This is a genomic window from Oceanicaulis sp. (genome assembly GCA_040112665.1).
Taxonomy (GTDB): domain Bacteria; phylum Pseudomonadota; class Alphaproteobacteria; order Caulobacterales; family Maricaulaceae; genus Oceanicaulis.
The window spans coordinates 1,214,358-1,233,374 of record CP157796.1; the positions used below are offsets into that span (position 1 = coordinate 1,214,358).

The following is a 19,017-nucleotide window of genomic DNA, read 5'->3' on the forward strand; positions in this document are numbered from 1 at the left end:
TCAGGCCTCCGTTCGGGTTGAGAGAGAGTTTGAGACTTCGGACGCATCCCGGTCCAGCCTGAGCCGGAACGCCTCCCACAGGAAATAGATCGCTGGAACCACCAACAGGGTCAGCACCAGGGTCGAGACCATGCCGCCAACCATGGGCAGCGCGATCCGGCGCATCACGTCTGCGCCGAGCCCGTCGGTGATGAAGACCGGCGCCAGGCCGGCGAAAATGGTCAGCACCGTCATCAGTTTCGGACGAAGTCGCATGGCCGCGCCGGCCATCACCGCTTCGAACAGCTCGTCCTGAGTTCGGGGCGGATGCTCGCGGACCTGCTGGTCGAGATAGAGCACCATCACCACTGCGGTCTCCACCGCGATGCCGCCAAGCGCGATGAACCCGACAGCGGTCGCGACGGACATGTCGTAGCCGGCGAGCCAGAGCGACCACAGGCCGCCGATCAGGGCGAAGGGCAGCGAGGCCATGATCATGAGCGTCCGGTCCACACGCCCGAAATGCAGCATCAGCAATACGAACACGATCAGAATGGCGGCGGGGATCGCGAGCGAAAGGCGTTCGCGCGCCTCGATCATCTGTTCGAATTGGCCCGACCATTCCACCGCATAACCGGACGGCAGCGCGACCTCTTCAGCCACCACGCGCTGCGCATCGTTGACGAACGAAGCGATGTCGCGGCCTGCGACGTCCACGAACACCCAGCCGGTCAGACGGGCGTTCTCCGAGCGGATCATGGGCGGCCCGTCGACGAAAGCGATGTCGGCGAGTTCCGACAAGGGGATCTGAGCGCCGTCCCGGCTTGTCACCAGGAGGTCGCCGACTGCGGACGGCTGGTTTCGGAACGGCCGGTCGTAGCGTACTGCGATGGCGTAGCGCTCGCGTCCCTGAACGCTCTCGCTCACCGGGCGTCCGCCCATCGCGGCGTTGATCACCGCCTGAACGCTGGCGAGATCGACATTCTGCCGCGCCAGCTCGCGGCGGTCCGGCGTGATTTCCAGATAGCGCCCGCCCATGGTGCGGTCCGCGAACGCCGAACGTGCGCCGTCCACGCCTTCCACGACACGGGCCACATCGGCGGCGACGCGTTCGATTTCGGACAAGTCGTCGCCGGTGATCTTCACCCCCACCGGCGTACGCACGCCGGTCGAGATCATGTCCATGCGGATCTTGATCGGGTAGCCCCAGGAATTGACAAGCCCCGGCATCGCGACGCGCTCGTTCAACTCTTCGATCAGGGCCTCCGGCGTCAGGCCCGGTCGCCATTCCTCGCGCGGCTTCAGGCGTATCCAGGTCTCGATCATGGACATGGGCGCGGGATCGGTCGCCGTGTCGGCCCGCCCGGCCTTGCCGAAGGCCTGTTCGACTTCGGGGACCGTCATGATCAGCCGGTTCGTGGTGGAGAGGATGTCGCGCGCCTCGGCCGTCGAGACGCCGGGAAGCGTCGTCGGCATATACAGAAGCTCGCCCTCATAGAGCGGCGGCATGAACTCACCGCCGAGTCGGGCGAGCGGAAGCGCCGAGCTCGCGAGCAGCACCACGGTCAGCCCGAGCGTCACCCAGCGGAACCGCAGCGCCAGGCGCAGGACGGGCCGATACCCGGCGATGAGGACCCGCATGATCGGATTGGCGCTCTCGGGCCGCACGCGGCCGCGCACCAGCAGCATAATCAGGACCGGAACCAGCGTCACCGACAGGGCCGCCGCGAACGCCATGGCGTAGGTCTTGGTGTAGGCGAGTGGGGAGAAGAGCCGGAAGCTTTCACCGGTAAGGGCGAAGACGGGAAGGAAGGAGACCGTAATGATCAGAAGCGAGAAGAAGACGCCTGGCCCGACCTCCTGCACAGCCTTGATCCGCGCGGCGTCCCGATCGGCCTTCGAGGCGTCGGGCGGTAGGTCTGCAAGGCGGCGGTTGGCGTTCTCCACCATGACGATGGAGGCGTCGACCATGGCGCCGATTGCAATGGCGATTCCGCCCAGCGACATGATGTTCGCGGTGACGCCCTGAGCCTGCATGACAATAAAGGCGGCGAGGACGCCGAGCGGAAGGGTGATGACCGACACGAACGCGGAACGCACGTGGAGGAGGAAGATCAGCACCACAAGCGTGACCGCGATCGCCTCCTCGATGAGCTTGTGCTGTAGATACTCGACCGCGCCTTCGATCAACGGCGCGCGATCGTAGACTGAAACGATCTCCACGCCCTCCGGCAGGCCGGCCGACAATTCATCGATGCGTTCGGTCACCCGGTCGATGACTTCAAGCGCGTTCTCGCCATCGCGCATAACGATGATGCCTGAGACCACCTCTCCTTCGCCGTTGAGCTCGGTCACGCCGCGCCGCAGCGCCGGCCCCTCGATGACCCGGCCGAGATCGGCGAGGGTCACCGGAGCGCCGTCCTCGGCGTAGAGCGAGACCTGCTCAAGTTCTTCGGCGGTCGTCACATAGCCTCGTGCGCGCACGAAAAATTCGGTCTCGGCCTGCTCGACGATGCTGCCGCTTGCTTCAAGCGAGGACCGGCGCACCGCTTCGATCACGTCAGGAAGCGCCACACCGAACGCGCGCAGCCTGTCGGGATCAAGGAGCACTTGAAACTCGCGCTGAAAGCCGCCGACCGAGGCGACCTCCGCCACACCGTCCACGGCGGCGAGTTCAAAGCGCAGGAACCAGTCCTGAAGGGCGCGCAAATCGGCGAGGTCGCGCTCGCCGGTGCGGTCCACCAGGGCGTACTGATAGACCCAGCCGACGCCTGTGGCGTCGGGACCGAGCTCCGGAGTCGCGCCGGCGGGCAGTTCGGCCTGCATGCGCGAGAGCGCCTCAAGCACGCGAGAGCGCGCCCAATACTGATCCACCCCGTCCTCGAACACCACGTAGATGAAGGAGGACCCGAACATGGAGACGCCGCGCACGTCCTCCGTCCGCGGCAAGCCCAGCAGCGCGCTCGCCATCGGATAGGTGACGAGGTCTTCGACCAGCTGAGGGCTCTGGCCAGGAAACTCCGTGCGTACGATGACCTGGGTGTCGGTCATGTCCGGCACCGCATCGAGCGGCGTCGACTGGACAGCGCGAAGCCCGCCCACCAGCAACACCACCGCGCCGATCAGGACCAGGAGCTTGTTCTGGATCGACCAGGAAATGAGGCCGGCGACCCAGCCCTTGGACGGGTCGCGAAGCCCGGAGTCAGTGGTTTGCATGACCCCCTCCGGCGCGCATGGGGTCTTCGGTCATGCCTTCGGCTTGTTCATGCTCCGGCGCCGCTTCGGGCCACGTCACCCGTCTCGGGTCTGCATCGCCGTAGGGGTTGAACGGCCGGGCGGTCCCTGCCTCAAGCCAGGCGCGCCCGTCCGCTTCATAAATCGACAGCCCGAGCGCTTCATAGCGCTGCGGCCGGCTCATCAACCATGGGCGGATGGTCTCCACCAGAGCGTCCAGACCGACTTGAAGTTCGGACGCGGTCCGCGCCTCGGTCAGATCCTGCAGAGTCGTGACCGACTCCTCCATGATCGTTCCCAAACGCCCCGGATACCGATCCGCGATCATCTCCGCCGCGTCGATTGCGGGCTGGAAGAAGGAGGGCTGGACGTCATAGCCGTCGCGCAGCGCCTCGTGGACATAGAGCGCCGCGTCAACGACATGATCCACCATCGCGAACTCGGCCTCGGACAATTCAAGCGCGCTCAGAGGCGTGTCTGCGCCCTGCATGCGAGCAAAGCTCTCCCGCAGTCGGCTTTCACTGTCGATGAGGAACTGGCCGGAAGCGACGACGGTCTCGCCCTCCGCGAGGCCGCGTCTCACCTCGGTGAAGCCGTTTTCGCTGAGCCCGGTCTCGATCGCACGCGGTTCGAAACGACCGCCGCCAAGCGCGACGACGACGCGCGCGCCATCCTCGCTGTAGAGCACCGCTTCGCTGGGCACGGCGAGCCGGCGCTCGCTATCACCCGCAAACGTGACGCTGGCGAACGCGCCGGGGCGCAGCGCGCCGGACGGGTTCGGCACGGCCACGCGAACACGTCCTGTCCGTGTGCGCGCATCGAAAGTCGGATAGATGTAATCCACTTCGCCGCTGACCGCCGCGCCGCCGCGAGCCAGCCGCACATCGGCGCTCTGCCCCTCGGCCAGGTGCACCAGATCGCTCTGCGGGGCCTCGGCGATCACCCAGACCGTCGAATAATCCTGCAGCGTCAGGACGTCCGCACCGACCGGCAGATAATCGCCTTCGGCGACGTTCAGCTGGGATACGACACCATCGCGTTCGGCGAAGACCGGGACGATGCGCAGGGGCTCGCCGCGCTCGCGCATGCGGGCGATGGCGATCGGTCCCATGCCGAGCGCCTCCAGGCGGCGAAGCGACGCCTCGGCGCGGCGCGCATTGGAGGCGCGCGCCGAGAAATAATCCATCTGTGCGGCCACCAGCTCGGGACTGTAGAATTCGAACAACAGATCGCCGGTGCCCACCTCGTCGCCGACGGCGCGCACATAGAGCCGTTCGATCCAGCCCGGGGTGCGGGTGGAGACCGCAGACTGGAGACGCTCATTGGCTGCGATCTGGGCGAACGCTTCGATACGCCCCCCGAACTCGGCGCGCTCGACCTCGGCGGTCCGTACGCCCACCGTCTGAAGCATGGCGGGAGAGATGGTCACGGCCGGACGCGCGCCGGCCGAAGCTCCCCCTTGGACGTCCGCGCCGCCCCCCTCCATCGGCACCAGGTCCATCCCGCAGATCGGACAGCTTCCAGGGTCATCCGAGATGTAATGAGGATGCATCGGGCAGGTATAGCGCTGCTCGCCATCCTCAGACGACGCGGCCTCAGGCGATTGCGCATGGGCGGTGGTCGCAGCGATAAGGATCGGCGCCGGCGCGGCGAGCATGGCGATCCCCGCCGACAGCATGAGCAGTGTGCGTTTCATCGGATCAATCCAGCGTAAGGGCGTTAATGCGGGCGGCCGCGCGGTCGGCCTCCAGATCCAGCTGGAGCAAGCGGACCTGAACCTCGAGCGCACTTGCCCGCGCTTCCAGAACCGGGCGCAGATCCCCGTAGCCGGCCTCGTACTCGCGTTGCGCGGCGGCGGCGAGCGCCTGAAGGGCTTCGATGCGCCCTTCCAGCGCGCTGCGCGAGCGGCGGGCCGCAGCGTAGGCCGCCGTCGCCGCCCGGAACTCGTCAAGCGCGCTGCGCCGGGCGTCGGCGGTTCTCAGGGCCGCCGCATCGGCGTCACGCCGCGCCGCCTCCAGCGCAGGCTGCTGGTTCCACCGCGACCAGAGCGGAACCGAAACCCCGACCCGCGCCGACACCCAGTCGTCGCCGTCGAACATCGCCCCGGACTCGCGCTGGAAGTAGCTGACCGACACCTCGTAGCCGAGGTCGAAATCGCGTTCCCGGATCTCCACGCCCGCCTCGGCCGCGCGCGCCTGGGCCTCGGCAAGCGCGACCGCATGGAAGCGGAGGTGCCTGTCGCTCGTCGGCGGCTCGATGGTTTCAAGGTTCGGCGCCGTATCGACAGCGCCCACCAGGCTTTCCAGACGGCTGCGCGCCTGGGCCGCCATGCGGGCGGCGTCGGCGGCGGTCGTGTCGGCGACGGCGCGGTCGGCGTCGATATCGGCCAATGCAACAAACCGGCTTTCGCCGGCCGCCGTAGCGCTTTCCAGCACTTCGGCCAGGTCGTCGTAGACCGCGAGCTGACGGGCGACCAGCTGTTCGATATCGCCAGCCGCGTCGATCTCGCGCAGCGACACACGAAGTGCGGCTTCAAGCTGGTCGCGGCGCATGCGCATCATCGTCATTGCGACGTCTGCGCGGGCCTGGTCGGCGGCGGAGCGGGCCTCGCGCAGTCCCCGGCTGGGCAGGGCCTGGGTCAGCGTGACCGATTTCGAGCTCGGCAGGTATTCGTCGAACTGAAGCGGGTCGTTCACCGGCACGTTGTTGACGCCGAGCGCGACGCTGGGGTTCGGCAGGCCGAGCCGGCTGCGACCGTCAAGGCGGCGCGCCTCGGCCTCGACCGCGAGGGCGGCGAGCGCCGGGTGCTCGTCGAGGCGCGCGCTCAACGCCGCCACGTCAGGAGCGGGCGTTGCGGACAGGGTGGCGGCGAGTGCGGCGAGGATCAGCATGAGACTCTATCCCGTGTGTTTCATTCTCCCCTACGCGCCGGGCGGCGGCGTCCCTCACGCCGCGTGCAGGACTGGGCGGCGGGCTGTATTGAATGTGAGGGACGCCGCGTCAGCGCGCGTATCAGAGGGATGAACACCCACGGGAGCCGCGCGATGCCGGATATCGACCGCGTACTCAAACAGATCGCCGAAGAACCGGCCGAGGCCGACCTCACCACGGTGGAGGCCGAAGTCTGGGCGCGGATCGACAAAGCGCGGTCCTCCGCCGAAACAGGGCTGACGGGGCTCGCAGGACCGGTCCGGATTGTCACCAGCCCTGCAGCGGCGATCCTTTCCGCCCTGCTTATCGGCGCGGCGATCGGAGCCACCAGCCTTCAGGGTGCAGGCCCGGCCGGCCCCATGAGCGCCTTCTCCGCCTCGGCGCCCTATGCGCCGTCCACCCTGCTTGGAGGGGCGCCGCGATGAGCAAGCTCGGCTTCTACCAGGCGCTCTGCGTCCTTCTGGCCCTCGCCGCAGGCGCACTCGGGGCCTGGTGCGTGACGCATTATTTCGCGCCGACCGACACCGGCCCCTCTCTTCACCAGATGGTCCATGACGAGCTTGAGCTTTCGGCTGAACAGGCCGACGCCATCGCCGGGATCGAGGCGCGCTATCAAACACGGCGCCGCGCCCTGGAGGACGAAATGCAGGCGGCCAACGCCCGCCTCGCCGCGGCGATCGACGCGGACAAGGCTTACACCGACGAGGTTCAGGCGGCGATCGAGGACTTTCACGGCGCCATGGGCGCGCTCCAGCGAGAGACCATCGTTTTCGTCCTGGAAATGCGCGAGGTGCTGACCCCCGAGCAGCAGGCGCGCTTCGACGCCACCGTCACCGCGACCCTGACCCACCCCGGGCGGTGATGCAGGACGGGGGCGCATCGGACGGCGACCTGGTGGCCAGGGCGCTCGCCGGCGAGGACCGGGCGTTCACCCTGCTCATGCGCCGGACCAAGGAGCCGCTGTACCGGTTTGCTCGTCGCCATATCGGCGATGAGGACCTCGCCTACGACATGGTCCAGCAGGCGTTCGTTGCGGCCTGGCGGTCGCTGCGCAAATACGATCCCGCCTACCCCTTCGAGGCGTGGATGCGCACCATCGTGCGCAACAAATGCCGCGACGAACAGCGAAAGGCGCGCGTGCGCCGCTGGATCAATTTCAGCCCGGTGACCGGTTCCGGCGCCGAGCGGGACGCACCGCAAGACGCCGCCGACCCGGAACGCGCCACGGCCGATCGAGACCAGCTCGAGCGGGCGAAGACGGCGATCAACGCCCTGCCCGACGGTCTCAAAACCCCGCTCATCCTCACCGCCTTCGAAGGCCTGACGATGGCCGAAGCCGCCCAAGAGCTCGGCCTGACGGAAAAGGCGGTGGAGACCCGGCTGTACCGGGCGAGGAAGAAAATGGCGCAGATGTTGGGAGCGTAGTCTGGCTGGCGGGGCTTCTAATAATGTAAGATTATGCGCGGCAGAATGAACGGCCTCAGCGCAAACCATTGCGCCGCGCCCAAAAAAAAGGTGAAAGCGGCGCAGGCCGCAGGTCACACGGTATTTCATCAGACTGGTGACGTACGCAGCACACGCACAATGCCCGACGGCTCGCACCTCTTGCGTCATCCGCTTGGCGCCGATTTAATTCTCCACACACAAACGTTGTTTTGTTCGGGGCATTTCAGTCGCCCTTGGGGGATTTGCCTAAGCGGCAAATTTTGATGGCCTACGGGGGTCTGGGTGGAGGTTTTCCTAATTCTACTGGCGGTCGCCGCAGTCTTTATCGGATTGGGAATCGCGAATGCGAAAAAAGAACGCAAGGCAGCTGAGACCAAGGCCGCGGCTGACGCCTACAGGGCGCTTACAAGAGATCGGTATACGGAAGCCGGGGCGATACGTGAAACCCGGACATATCGCGGCAGCGCTTCGAGCGAGCTCGATCTCGGCGACGGAGCCAGCAGACTAAGGGCGAGCCAGGCGTGGGTCGCACCAGGACAGTCTCGGACTGTGCAGGATCGGATCTTAAATGGATTAGTTTATGTCGGCACCCCGCCAAGACAGAGGCGCTATGGTTACGACGAGAAATGCCGGGCCTTCATCGACCCATCTCTACCGGTTTCGAAGCTAGGTGACGACCGTACCGGCACCCAATTACCCTATTGGCCCGGTTATTCCGATATCCCGCCTATCTGCCGCGCCACATACCTGGATTGGCTTGCGAATGGGGCATCCGATGCCAGCTACAATGCTGGTTACATGTTCTTGTATTTCTATGGACTGGAACGCAGATTTTTTTTGGATGAACCGGCAGCGGACGAAAAGCGCTCCATCTTGGCCGAGGTTCGTCGACTTGCAGACCTCTACTCTGAGAACCATTCCGCCCGGCGCTACCTAAGTGAGTTCATATCGATCGCCGAGGCTGCCACCACACCATTCGATGAAATAGAGCCGATTTACGAGAATCCAGGCTGGGACCTTCCATTCTCCGTGAAGCTTGCCGTTGGTGCTCGGCTCGAGCGGGGCGAAAGCCTTAGTTCCGAGTGGGTCCTCAGCTGGTTTCTTTGCCACCCAGAGAAGGCTTTACGCACACCGGCGCGGCGCTGCCAAAATGAATTCATAGTGTTGTTCAAGAAGCATTTTGAAACGCGGTTCCCGAACGGACTCAAAGTGAACAGGCCTCGCCGGACGCTCGATACCGCTTACGAGGCTGCATCCCGAGAATTCAGTGCTTCCGTAACCCCGACAGTTGAAGGGAAGCCAGTGCCAGATATCGCCGGCTTGCGTAAGCCCGTTGAGATTGCACAGGAAATTGCCGATGAAGCAATGTCCGACCTTGAAAAATTCAGTAGGTACTTAGGACGTCATCCAGACGGACGCGGCACGGTAGAAGCACATGCCCTTCTGCCGTTCGCACTCCGCGACCAATTTCCGTCAAAGGACTTCGATGCGCTCAAATCTTGGGCCGAGGCGGTCGTCAGCGGCGGAGGCCTCGTCCCGATCGGCGACGTTCTGGAGCGACTGGAGGGAGAGCGCCCATCCAAGATCGGCAAGCGACAGCTGACCGGCGCCGCAGACGCGCTTGCGAGGCTAAGCTTTGGACTAGCTCCGGATCCACGATTTGGCCTTAGGTCACCCCGCGAAAACGAACCAGTCGTCCTCTTTGAATTAGGTGGGCCGGTGGAGCAGCTGGAGGACGTGTCCACTCGATTCCGTGCGAGCCTGATAGAGATTGCACTGGGGTCGTTTGTCGCTCACGCCGACGGGAACTTCCTGGAAGCGGAGCGAAAATCGCTCGGTGCACACATTGAAGCGGTCGATGGTGTTTCCGAGCATGAGCGGCGGCGGCTGCGCGCCAATCTCGCCTGGTTTCTTTCTGTACCGCCCGACATGCCTCTATTGCGCCGGCGCCTCAAGGAGGTTGGAGCAAGCCAGCAGGCCGCTCTTCGAGCAGCGCTTATCTCAGCCTCTCACGCAGATGGCGTCGTGCAGCCGGAGGAAGTGACCGAAATCGAAAAGGTCTATCGGGCCCTTGGGCTTGATCCGGACCTCGTCTACTCGGACCTTCATGCGGGAGCTGTGAACGATGCGCCTGTAACCGTCCGCTCTGCCCAGCCAGGAAGCCGTGGCGAAGCGATCCCTGAAGAAGGAAGACCCAAGGCGCCCCTTGATGGGAGCCGGATCGAACGCATTCGTGCGGACACCGACCGGGTTTCCGCTGTCCTTGCAGAGATTTTCACAGAGGCCGATGATGAGCCAAGTGATGAGAATAGCGCTTTGACGGCCAAGCTCTCCGGCTTGGACGACAAACACACGGCGCTCGTTCGAGATATTCTGCAACGCCCTCACTGGAGCGAAGATGATTTCGTCAGCCTGACGAAAAAGCACGGTATGCTGGCCGCAGGTGCGCTTGAGACGATCAATGAATGGTCTTTCGGGGCTTTCGATGAAGCCCTTTTAGACGAATACGATGGCTATGACGTCTCTCCAGATGTTGCGGATGCGCTTGCGGACGAGTTCGAGAAGGAAAACCAGCATGTCTAAACTCAAGCCGCGAGAGCGCGACGCGATTGTGCAGGCCTTACGAGCCGGCGTGGTGCCAAAGCTCGGGTTGCGCCACATCCAGGTTGGTCGAGCCCGGGAGATTGGAGAACTGGTCAAGGATATCGACCGTGTCGCTGATGGCGGTTCAGCCATTCGCTTCATCATCGGCGAGTACGGGTCCGGCAAGACCTTCTTTATGAACCTCGTGCGCCTGATTGCGCTTGAGAAGGGCATGGTGGCGATGTTCGCTGATCTCGCGCCTGATCGCAGAATTTACGCGACGGGGGGACAAGCGCGAGGCCTTTATGCGGAGATGGCCCGGAACCTTTCAACTCGCACTAAGCCCGACGGTGGCGCGCTCGCTAGCGTGGTTGAGCGCTTCGTCTCGCAAGCGCAACGAGCCGCAGAAGAACAAGGCGTGCCGACCGGGACGATTATCAGGGAGCGTCTCGGCCATTTTGAGGAACTCACGGGCGGCTTCGAATTCTCCGAAGTAGTCCGCCGATACTGGGAAGGCCATGAGACCGGAGATGCGGATCTGACCTCGGCGGCGCTCAGGTGGCTTCGCGGCGAATATGCTACGCGAACCGATGCTCGGCAGGCACTGGGCGTCAGGACCATTATCGACGACGCCAACGTCTATGATCATCTAAAGCTGCTGTCGGCCTTCGTTCGTGAGGCAGGATATGCCGGCCTGTTGGTCGGTCTGGATGAGATGGTAAACCTCTTCAAGCTTCCCTCCTCCCAGGCACGGAATGCGAACTACGAGCAAATTCTGCGAATCCTGAACGATGTGCTTCAGGGGAGCGCAGAGCACATCGGCTTCGTGATGGGAGGCACGCCAGAGTTCCTCATGAACACGCGGCGCGGCCTTTACAGCTACGAGGCGCTCCAGACGCGGCTGGCGGAGAATACCTTCGCCCGTGATGGTTTGGTCGATCTCTCCGGTCCGGTGATACGGCTGGCCAGTCTCACGCCAGAGGACTTATTTGTCCTTCTGAGCAACATACGTGCGGTAATGCAGGATGAGGCAAGCGCGCTACCAGACGAGGCGCTTGAGGCCTTCATGTCTCACTGCTCCGATCGCATTGGTGAGGCTTATTTCCGTACGCCTCGCAATACGGTCACCGCATTTGTGAACCTGATTTCCGTGCTTCAACAGAACGAAAACACCGCCTGGCACGAGTTGATTGAAGCGGTGGAGGTTGCCCCTGATCAAGCTGACGACATCTCGGATTTGGATGGGCAGAGCGAGACGCCAAGAGACGCCAGTGGCGATACACTGACCAGCTTCCGGCTTTGAGATCGATAGGGTGAGCGCCGCATTCCAAAAGCTTGCCCGGCCGGTCCAGAAATGGATTCGAAGCAAAGGCTGGCGCGAGCTCCGTCCGATACAGGCGGAAGCAATCCATCTGATTGCGGACTCACCTGCTGATCTCATCATCGCCGCCAGCACGGCCGGAGGGAAGACGGAAGCGGCGTTCCTGCCGCTGATCTCGCAAATTCTCGAGGCGCCACCGGCAAAATCAGGGTTCGACCTCGTCTATGTCGGTCCATTGAAGGCGCTGATCACTGATCAGGCGGAACGTTTGAAGGACATCTGCCGCGAGATCGAGTTGCCAATCGTCCCTTGGCACGGCGACGTCTCAGCTCAGGTCAAAGCGCGCGCTCGGAAGAACCCGCGTGGCATCCTACTCATCACACCTGAGTCGCTCGAAGCAATGTTCGTCCGTCGCGGGCTGGAAATTCCGGGACTTTTCGGCGCGGCACGAGCGATTGTGATCGATGAACTCCACACCGTGCTCGACAGCGAGCGTGGAGTTCAGCTTCGGTCCCTACTCGCTCGAATGGAGCTTGCCCTAGGTAGACGCATTCGAAGAGTTGGCCTCTCCGCAACTCTCGGCGACATGAAGCTCGCGTGCGCATACCTGAGGCCTGATGCGCCCGACGGGGTGAAGCTGGTCAATGCGGAGGGAGGCGAGTCCGAACTTAAATTGCAAGTTCGAGGCTATGTTCAAGGCGACCAAACTGGCGGGCCGGAGGCCACCGCGCAGGAAATCGCCGCCCACCTCTTCGCTAATCTTCGCGGCAGCGACAATCTCGTGTTCGCCGGCTCGCGGCATTCGGTCGAACTCTACGCAGACAAGCTTCGAGAGATTTCTGAATCTGAGCGCCTGCCTCAAGAGTTCTACCCACACCATGCCAGCCTCTCCCGCGACCACCGAACCTTTGTTGAGCAACGTCTGAAGAACCCGGGCCAGCCGACGACTGCGGTGTGCACCTCCACCCTGGAGCTCGGAATCGACATTGGCGACGTCACATGCGTCGCTCAGATCGGCGCACCCTTTAGCGTGGCGGCTCTTAGGCAGCGGTTGGGTCGATCAGGCCGCCGCGAAGGTCAGGCAGCTGTTCTGCGCCAATACTGCGTAGAAGAAGGCCTAACGCCAAAGAGTGCCTACGTCGATCGACTTCGCCTTGGTTTGGTTCGCTCCATCGCGATGATCGAGCTGTTGCTTGAGGGGTGGTGTGAGCCACCGCGGCGCGAGGCCCTTCACCTCTCGACTTTGGTTCATCAGATCCTGTCTGTGATCGCGCAACGAGGTGGCGCCTCTGCTGAACGCCTGTTCCTGACGCTCTGCGAGGCCGGCCCATTTAAGCAGGTCTCGCAATCCATCTTCCTCGACGTTGTTCGGTCCCTGGGAAATCAGGACCATCAACTGATTGAACAAGACCGCTCAGGGCTGCTTCACCTGGGACGAGGCGGCGAACGGCTGGTCGAGCACTATTCCTTCTACGCCGTCTTTCAGACGCCGGAGGAGTACCGGCTTATATGCGCGGGCAACGAGCTGGGAACACTACCCATATTGAACGTGCTCGCTCCGAAAATGCTGGTCATTTTCTCCGGGCGCCGCTGGACCGTTGAAGATGTCGACGACCGCGACAAGGTCATCGTCGTCTCCCCAGGCAAAGGAGGAGTGCCGCCCAAATTCGGTGGCGATCCGGGTGACATTCACGACCGGGTCATCCAACGCATGTTCGAGCTCCTGACGGGCGACAAGCTTCCCACCTACCTGGATGTGGGCGCGCGGGATATGCTCGCAGAAGCGAGACGAGAGTATAAGCTGTTAGGGTTTGCCAACACTTCGATCGTGATGTTCAGCGAACGCACGGCAGCGATTGCGACCCGCTCTGGAACCGTAAGATCGAACACCTTTGCACTCGCGCTTCGTGCCATAGGCTACGAGGTCGAGGTCTACGATGGCTTCCTTACGATCGCGTCGGATGGCGGGCTTGTCGAGCTCATAGCTGACCTTGGGAGAGTCGAGGCCGGCGAAAAAATCCAGCTCTTCAGCAATGAAACGAACCTGATCTTTGAGAAATTCCACCCATACCTAACGCGTCCCTTGCTGGAAATGGACGCACTTGCCTCGAAGCTGGATATGGTCGCACTTCCAGGGATCGCCAGGTCGGTTCTTGAGCGGGCGAACCGAGGCTGAGAACCCATTTCTTGTCAGGTAGGGATTTAGGGTGAGCGCACCGGCGGGGCGCAATAGAACTTGTGGGCGGCGCGGGGCGCAGCTCACTTCACGCCCAAAAACACGGAGCCACGCCAAGATAATTTATAATCCGATCGCGGGTTAAATGATTAATCATGTTGAATTGAACTCAAATTTCTGTCGCTTCGGTTCTTACCTTTTCAAGCCGCGATCCAGGAAGATCTAAACCCCAACGTCTATCGATATAGAACTCCATTGCTTTTCTCACTTTTATTTCAAGTAATTCATCTCTGAAACCATATTCTCTTCGAACGACCGCAGCTTGCGCAGGACTCAGGTGCGCGCTTGGGCGAAGCCAGATAACGCTAATTGTGTGCCATTCAACGTCAAATGGTAATTGAGTATCTGTTTCATCGGTTTGATACTCACTCTCCGGTTCGACGCGCGCGGGATGGAAGTTCCGGTATTCACGGCGTTTGAAGCTGTATGCCCGAAAGTGAATGGCCTCGCCATCGAATATGAAGCGCGTCGGGGCGACCCATTGCGGCGCGGTTTCCCCCGAACTCATCGACGTATAGGCGATCCTGATTCGTCGTTGGTTCGAGATGGCGTTGTAGAGAGCGGTCGCGACGCAGGGATCCAGCCACTTCTTCGCGCGAGGCAGCGATGCCGGCATCGCATCAGCAGGGCTCGTGTCCAGCACGCCAAAAACGTCCAGCATAGAGGGAGATGCTATCGGCACATGTTCCGGCGAGGCCACATAAGCCTTCAAGTGCGCGTCATATTGCGGTGCATTATGAGCGATCAACGACAAGTATGCCCGAAAGTCATTGGCGGCTTGCGCATTCGAGATTCCGAACCGATCGACTAGATCGCGTCGCCTGGCAACGCCTCGCCAGGTGAAGCACCTATCGAGAAACAGTAGGCGCTGTCGCTGAGCATGCTTCAGGTTGTCAATCGCCATCCGGTTTCCCCCTTGACTCCCATTAATTAGTACGGTTAAAAAATATACGTATAAAATCTGTACGGAGCAAGCCATGAAGCTGCTGCACACCTCCGACCTGCATCTCGGTCGTCAGTTCAACGGGATATCCCTTGAGGAGGATCACGCAGCGGTTCTCGACCAGATCGTCGAGGCGGTGAGCGCGAATAGCGTCGATGCGCTAATTATCGCCGGCGATGTCTTCGACCGGGCGTCGCCGCCTCAAAGTGCGGTGCGGCAGTTCAACGGATTTCTCCAGCGAATCAAAACCAAGACGGACGCCGCCGTCGCCATGATCGCGGGCAATCACGATTCAGGGGACCGTATCGATTTGTCAGCCATCGCGGCGGATCGCTCGCGCTGGCTCATCCGCGGTGCGATCAGTGCTGAGGAGGCACCGCTTCTGCTCTCAGACCTGCATGGCACGGTTGCGATCTCGGCGCTGCCTTTCGCATACGAGTATGCGGCGCGCGATTGCTTCGAGAGCGAGGCCATTGATACGCCCGAGGATGTATTGGTAGCGCAGGTCGCAGCCGCCCGCACCGAGGTTCCGGAAGGTGCGCGGTGGGTCATCGTCGCGCACGCCTTCGTCACGGGTGGCTCGGTCAGCGAAAGCGAGCGATCTCTGACGCGGGTTGGCGGTATCGAAACCGTCAGGGCCTCCGCTTTTGACGGGGCGCACTATGTCGCTCTCGGGCATCTCCATCGTCCCCAGTCGGTGGGCGCGGAACATATTCGTTATTCCGGCTCGCCTCTCGCCTTCGGCTTCGACGAAGCCGACTCGGAAAAGTCGATGAGCCTGATCGAGATGGATGCGGTCGGTCAGGTTTCGGTCGAGGTCCTCCGGTTCAAGCCGGTCAGGCGTGCCCGGGTTCTCCGCGGCAAACATGCAGAACTCATGCTCTCCGATCCGTCGAGCGATTTCATCAAAGCGGAGCTGACTGATGATGCCCCTGTCATTGACGGTATGAAGCGCCTGAGAGACGTTTTTCCGAACGCCTGCGAGCTGGTCTATGTTCGCAATCATCGCCCGCTTGAGACGAAACCTGCGGAGGAGTCAACTGTCACTGCAGCCGAGCCAGTGGACGTGGTCCGAAACTTCCTCGGCGAAGTCGGCCTGAGGGACATTACCGACACCGAACAGGACGTTGTTGCGGCTTCCCTCACGCGCTTGCGGCAGAGGGAGGATGCGGAATGAGACCCGTCCGACTCACACTCCAGGCCTTCGGTCCCTATGCGAACAGGGAGATCATCGATTTTCGCAACGCCGTTGAAGCGGGCCTGTTTGGCATCTACGGCCAGACTGGCTCGGGCAAATCCACAATCTTCAGTGGAATTACCTTCGCGCTGTTCGGCGAGGCGTCGAAGTCGGAACAGGAGCGTACTTCCCTTCGCTCGGACCATGCGGCGGCCGACCTCCTTACGGAAGTCGAATTCGTCTTCGACGTGGGCGAGCGGCGCTTCGTGGTGGTTCGCCAACCGGACCAAATGCGCCCGAAACAGCGAGGCGAAGGAGAAACCAGGACCGCTCATGAAGCCTATCTGTTCGAGGCCACAGGGCTATCCCTTGATGAGATCACCGGTGAGAAGCGCGGCAAGATCATTGCGGAAAGGAAGGTCCGCGATGTCGATGCTGCGGTTTCGGAGCTGCTCGGTTACGGCGCAGAACAGTTCCGACAAATCGTTTTGCTTCCGCAAGGCCGGTTTGAAAAGTTTCTGTCCGCCAAAACCAATGAACGTGTGACGATCCTGCGGGACCTGTTCGACGTCTCGCTCTATCAGGCCCTGATGGCTGACCTGAAGGACAAGGCCGTTGAGGCCGAGCGGCAGGTGCGCGACGAGCGGGCGGTCTGCGCCGGGCGGCTTAGGGCCGAAGGGTTTGAGAGCACGGACGCCCTGCTCGAAGGTATAAACGCAGCTCAAGCCGCGGTTCTGGACCGATCAACCGTTGAGGCCGACGCAAAGAGACAAGCGCAAACAGCCGAGACCGCGTTTCGGTCTGCTGAAGCGGTTGAGGCCAAATTCGTGGCATCGGAACAGGCGCAGGCGAAGCTCACCGTCCTGATGGGTCGCAAGGCGGAGTTCGCCGCCATCTCAACTCGGGTAAAGCAAGCGGAGCGCGCCCGGCTGATTGTGGATATAGAAGCCCAGCAAAGCGCCGCGCGGCAAGACGTTCAGGAGGCCGACAAAAAACTCGCTGCCGCCAAGGAAGCGGCGAAAGAAGCCCAACAAAACGTCAAAGACGCCACCGAGGCCCTGGCAAGAGAAGAGGCCAGAGCGCCTGAGATGGAAGCCGCGCGCAAACGCAAGGATGATCTTGAGCGATTTGTGGAGGTTCTTGAGGCGGCTTCAGCCAGCGCCGAAGCGGTGGAGGCAGCGCTCGAAGCGCAGCGGATCGCCGAGGCGGCATTGGAGAAGAGCAATGATCGGCTTGACCAATTGCGCAATACCCGCACACGGCGCACCAACTCGCTCAAGTCCGCCCGGAGCGCTGAGAGCACACGCGGTGAGCTTATCAAAGCGCAAACGCATCTTCTAACCCAGAAGAAAGCTGCCGAGGATTATGCGAGAGCAGAAGCTAACGTCCGGTCGGCGAGAGCGGTATTCAAAAAAGAAAGCGTAGCATCCGTTGAGGCGCTAGAGCGCGAAGCTGAGGCGCGCACCGCCTATGCAGCGGCGGAGCAGGCCCTGGCCGCCGCGCAAGCTCTGCATCTCGCCACCAAGCTGGAAAACGGTACGCCCTGTCCTGTGTGCGGATCGACCGATCATCCGAACCCCGCGACGGGCGATATCGAGAACGCAGGACGCGATCAGGCTTTCCGCGACGCTCGCGGCCGGCTCGAAAAGGCTGAGCGCGCGGCCCGCGAGGTCGGCGAAAGACTTGCCGGGCAGAAAGCCACGTTGGAAGCCCGTGAGGAAACCCTCTCGGCGCTTGAGCCGCCGACAGACACACTCGCGGTAATTCTCGATAAAGTGAGACAGACTGAGGCTGACCTCGCAGCGCTAGGTCCGGCCGTCGATCTTGCGGAGGCCGAGTCCGCAATCGAGGCGCTCGATAAACAGATTGAAACCCAAGAAGCCGAGACCGAACGCCTCCGCGGTGAGGCGGACACACGCCGCAACGACGCGACAGAGGCCAGAGCGGTCCGTGAAGGAAAACTCGAGGAAGTCCCCGACGCGCTCCGCACACAAAGTGCAGTGACGTCGGCAATGGACGAGACGTCACGCATACTCACCGAGTTGGTCGAAGCGAAAGACAAGGCCGAAGCTGTGCTAAAGGCGGCCCGCGAGGCTGCCCTCTCTACCGATGCCACGCGCAAGGGCGCTGAAGAGTCGGTTGCAGCCTGCAAAGTCCGCCTCGAAAGATCTGAAGCGACGTTCCGCACGCGTCTATCTGAGCAAGAGCTCACGGAGGAAGTATACCAGTCTCTCAAACCCGCCATCTCGACGATCGATTCAGACAACGAATCCGTCAGGACGTACGAGACTGAATTGAACGAGGCGCAGGGTGCCGCAAACGCTGCGGCCTCGGCGATTGGCGATCTGACACGCCCGGAACTTCCCGTGATGAAGGAGGCACATGAAGCCGCCGTTGCCGCCCTGACCAAAGCAACGGAAGACCGGATCGCTGCAAGCAACCGCGTCGAGCAGCTGGAAAAGCTGAGGCAAAGTCTCGAAGACACCATGCGCAAATTGGACGAGGCCGAAGCCGAGTCCGGTCCCCTCCGCAAAATCGCGGCGCTGGCGAACGGCGATAATCCGCTGAACCTCAAGCTCGAAACTTACGCGATCGGGGCCATGTTCGATCGCGTCCTCGAAGCCGCCAATCTTCGGCTCGGCCCGATGACCTCCTCCCGATACCAACTCGAACGCGACACCGAAGGCGGACGCGGCAGCCGTGGCCTGGGCGTCCAGGTCTTCGATGTCCATACGGGCAAGTCGCGAGGAACCGACACCCTATCCGGCGGCGAGACGTTCATCGCGGCGCTCGCCCTCGCGCTGGGTCTCGCTGATGTTGTCGAATCCGCAAGCGGCAAAGTCCGCCTCGATACAATCTTCATCGATGAGGGATTCGGAAGTCTAGACACCGAGAACGGCTCAGGCACTCTCGATCAGGTGCTGAACGTCCTGAATAGCCTCGTCAAACAATCGCGCGCCGTAGGCCTGATTTCGCATGTCCCGTTGGTCCAGGAAGCGATTCCGAATGGCTTCTATGTTCGCAAAGCGCTCACCGGGAGCACTGTTGAAGAAAGAGGTGCGATGTGATGTCAGCGCGACTTTCTAGAAGAAGCGCCCACACCCGACATTTGAAGAACGGAACAGTTGTAAACGTTCGTGAATGTTGGGTGCTACGGAACCATAATC

The 19,017-nt window shown here is 62.2% G+C and carries 12 protein-coding genes; 8 read left to right on the plus strand and 4 right to left on the minus strand.

The window, feature by feature from the left end; all coding sequences use genetic code 11:
• From ABL308_05735 to ABL308_05745, 3 genes are read right to left on the minus strand one after another with little or no spacing between them, the layout of a single operon-like run.
• Positions 1 to 3,195, minus strand: coding sequence for a CusA/CzcA family heavy metal efflux RND transporter (locus ABL308_05735; protein ID XBQ17379.1), 3,195 nt, complete (start codon positions 3,193 to 3,195; stop codon positions 1 to 3).
• Positions 3,182 to 4,909: an efflux RND transporter periplasmic adaptor subunit gene (locus ABL308_05740; GenBank protein XBQ17380.1), complete on the minus strand. Its 1,728-nt coding sequence runs from the start codon at positions 4,907 to 4,909 to the stop codon at positions 3,182 to 3,184. Before ABL308_05740 ends, ABL308_05735 begins: the two co-directional genes overlap by 14 nt.
• Before the next feature lie 4 nt (positions 4,910 to 4,913).
• Positions 4,914 to 6,104, minus strand: coding sequence for a TolC family protein (locus ABL308_05745; protein XBQ17381.1), 1,191 nt, complete (start codon positions 6,102 to 6,104; stop codon positions 4,914 to 4,916).
• A 153-nt stretch (positions 6,105 to 6,257) separates the two neighbouring features.
• Between ABL308_05745 and ABL308_05750 the strand changes: the two genes are divergently transcribed.
• From ABL308_05750 to ABL308_05775, 6 genes are all read left to right on the plus strand, one after another.
• Positions 6,258 to 6,569, plus strand: coding sequence for a hypothetical protein (locus ABL308_05750; protein ID XBQ17382.1), 312 nt, complete (start codon positions 6,258 to 6,260; stop codon positions 6,567 to 6,569).
• Positions 6,566 to 7,006 carry a periplasmic heavy metal sensor gene (locus ABL308_05755; GenBank protein ID XBQ17383.1) on the plus strand — a complete coding sequence of 147 codons (441 nt, stop codon included), beginning with the start codon at positions 6,566 to 6,568 and terminating at the stop codon, positions 7,004 to 7,006. Before ABL308_05750 ends, ABL308_05755 begins: the two co-directional genes overlap by 4 nt.
• The gene (locus ABL308_05760) at positions 7,006 to 7,569 is read left to right on the plus strand and encodes a sigma-70 family RNA polymerase sigma factor (GenBank protein XBQ17384.1); all 564 of its coding nucleotides are present in this window, start codon (positions 7,006 to 7,008) and stop codon (positions 7,567 to 7,569) included. Before ABL308_05755 ends, ABL308_05760 begins: the two co-directional genes overlap by 1 nt.
• 303 nt (positions 7,570 to 7,872) lie before the next feature.
• Entirely contained in the window at positions 7,873 to 10,173 is a 2,301-nt protein-coding gene (locus ABL308_05765) for a TerB N-terminal domain-containing protein (protein XBQ17385.1), read from the plus strand.
• Complete coding sequence (locus tag ABL308_05770) at positions 10,166 to 11,476, plus strand: ATP-binding protein (protein ID XBQ17386.1); 1,311 nt, start codon at positions 10,166 to 10,168, stop codon at positions 11,474 to 11,476. Before ABL308_05765 ends, ABL308_05770 begins: the two co-directional genes overlap by 8 nt.
• Positions 11,477 to 11,486: 10 nt before the next feature.
• Complete coding sequence (locus ABL308_05775; protein ID XBQ17387.1) at positions 11,487 to 13,670, plus strand: DEAD/DEAH box helicase; 2,184 nt, start codon at positions 11,487 to 11,489, stop codon at positions 13,668 to 13,670.
• Between the two features lie 169 nt (positions 13,671 to 13,839).
• On the opposite strand, the gene ABL308_05780 is transcribed toward ABL308_05775, so the two are convergent.
• A complete protein-coding gene (locus ABL308_05780) occupies positions 13,840 to 14,634 on the minus strand; it encodes a WYL domain-containing protein (GenBank protein ID XBQ17388.1) in 795 nt (264 codons plus the stop codon).
• A gap of 73 nt (positions 14,635 to 14,707) precedes the next feature.
• Here ABL308_05780 and ABL308_05785 point away from each other — a divergent pair, with 73 nt between their 5' ends.
• Positions 14,708 to 15,850, plus strand: coding sequence for an exonuclease SbcCD subunit D C-terminal domain-containing protein (locus ABL308_05785; GenBank protein ID XBQ17389.1), 1,143 nt, complete (start codon positions 14,708 to 14,710; stop codon positions 15,848 to 15,850).
• Complete coding sequence (locus tag ABL308_05790) at positions 15,847 to 18,918, plus strand: SMC family ATPase (protein ID XBQ17390.1); 3,072 nt, start codon at positions 15,847 to 15,849, stop codon at positions 18,916 to 18,918. Before ABL308_05785 ends, ABL308_05790 begins: the two co-directional genes overlap by 4 nt.
• Positions 18,919 to 19,017 lie beyond the last annotated feature (99 nt).

Coding starts and splice junctions, on each gene's coding strand:
- ABL308_05750 (XBQ17382.1), top strand. CDS start 6,258: ATGCCGGATATCGACCGCGTACTCAAACAGATCGCCGAAGAACCGGCC.
- ABL308_05745 (XBQ17381.1), bottom strand. CDS start 6,104: ATGCTGATCCTCGCCGCACTCGCCGCCACCCTGTCCGCAACGCCCGCT.
- ABL308_05790 (XBQ17390.1), top strand. CDS start 15,847: ATGAGACCCGTCCGACTCACACTCCAGGCCTTCGGTCCCTATGCGAAC.
- ABL308_05785 (XBQ17389.1), top strand. CDS start 14,708: ATGAAGCTGCTGCACACCTCCGACCTGCATCTCGGTCGTCAGTTCAAC.
- ABL308_05760 (XBQ17384.1), top strand. CDS start 7,006: ATGCAGGACGGGGGCGCATCGGACGGCGACCTGGTGGCCAGGGCGCTC.
- ABL308_05735 (XBQ17379.1), bottom strand. CDS start 3,195: ATGCAAACCACTGACTCCGGGCTTCGCGACCCGTCCAAGGGCTGGGTC.
- ABL308_05755 (XBQ17383.1), top strand. CDS start 6,566: ATGAGCAAGCTCGGCTTCTACCAGGCGCTCTGCGTCCTTCTGGCCCTC.
- ABL308_05770 (XBQ17386.1), top strand. CDS start 10,166: ATGTCTAAACTCAAGCCGCGAGAGCGCGACGCGATTGTGCAGGCCTTA.
- ABL308_05780 (XBQ17388.1), bottom strand. CDS start 14,634: ATGGCGATTGACAACCTGAAGCATGCTCAGCGACAGCGCCTACTGTTT.
- ABL308_05740 (XBQ17380.1), bottom strand. CDS start 4,909: ATGAAACGCACACTGCTCATGCTGTCGGCGGGGATCGCCATGCTCGCC.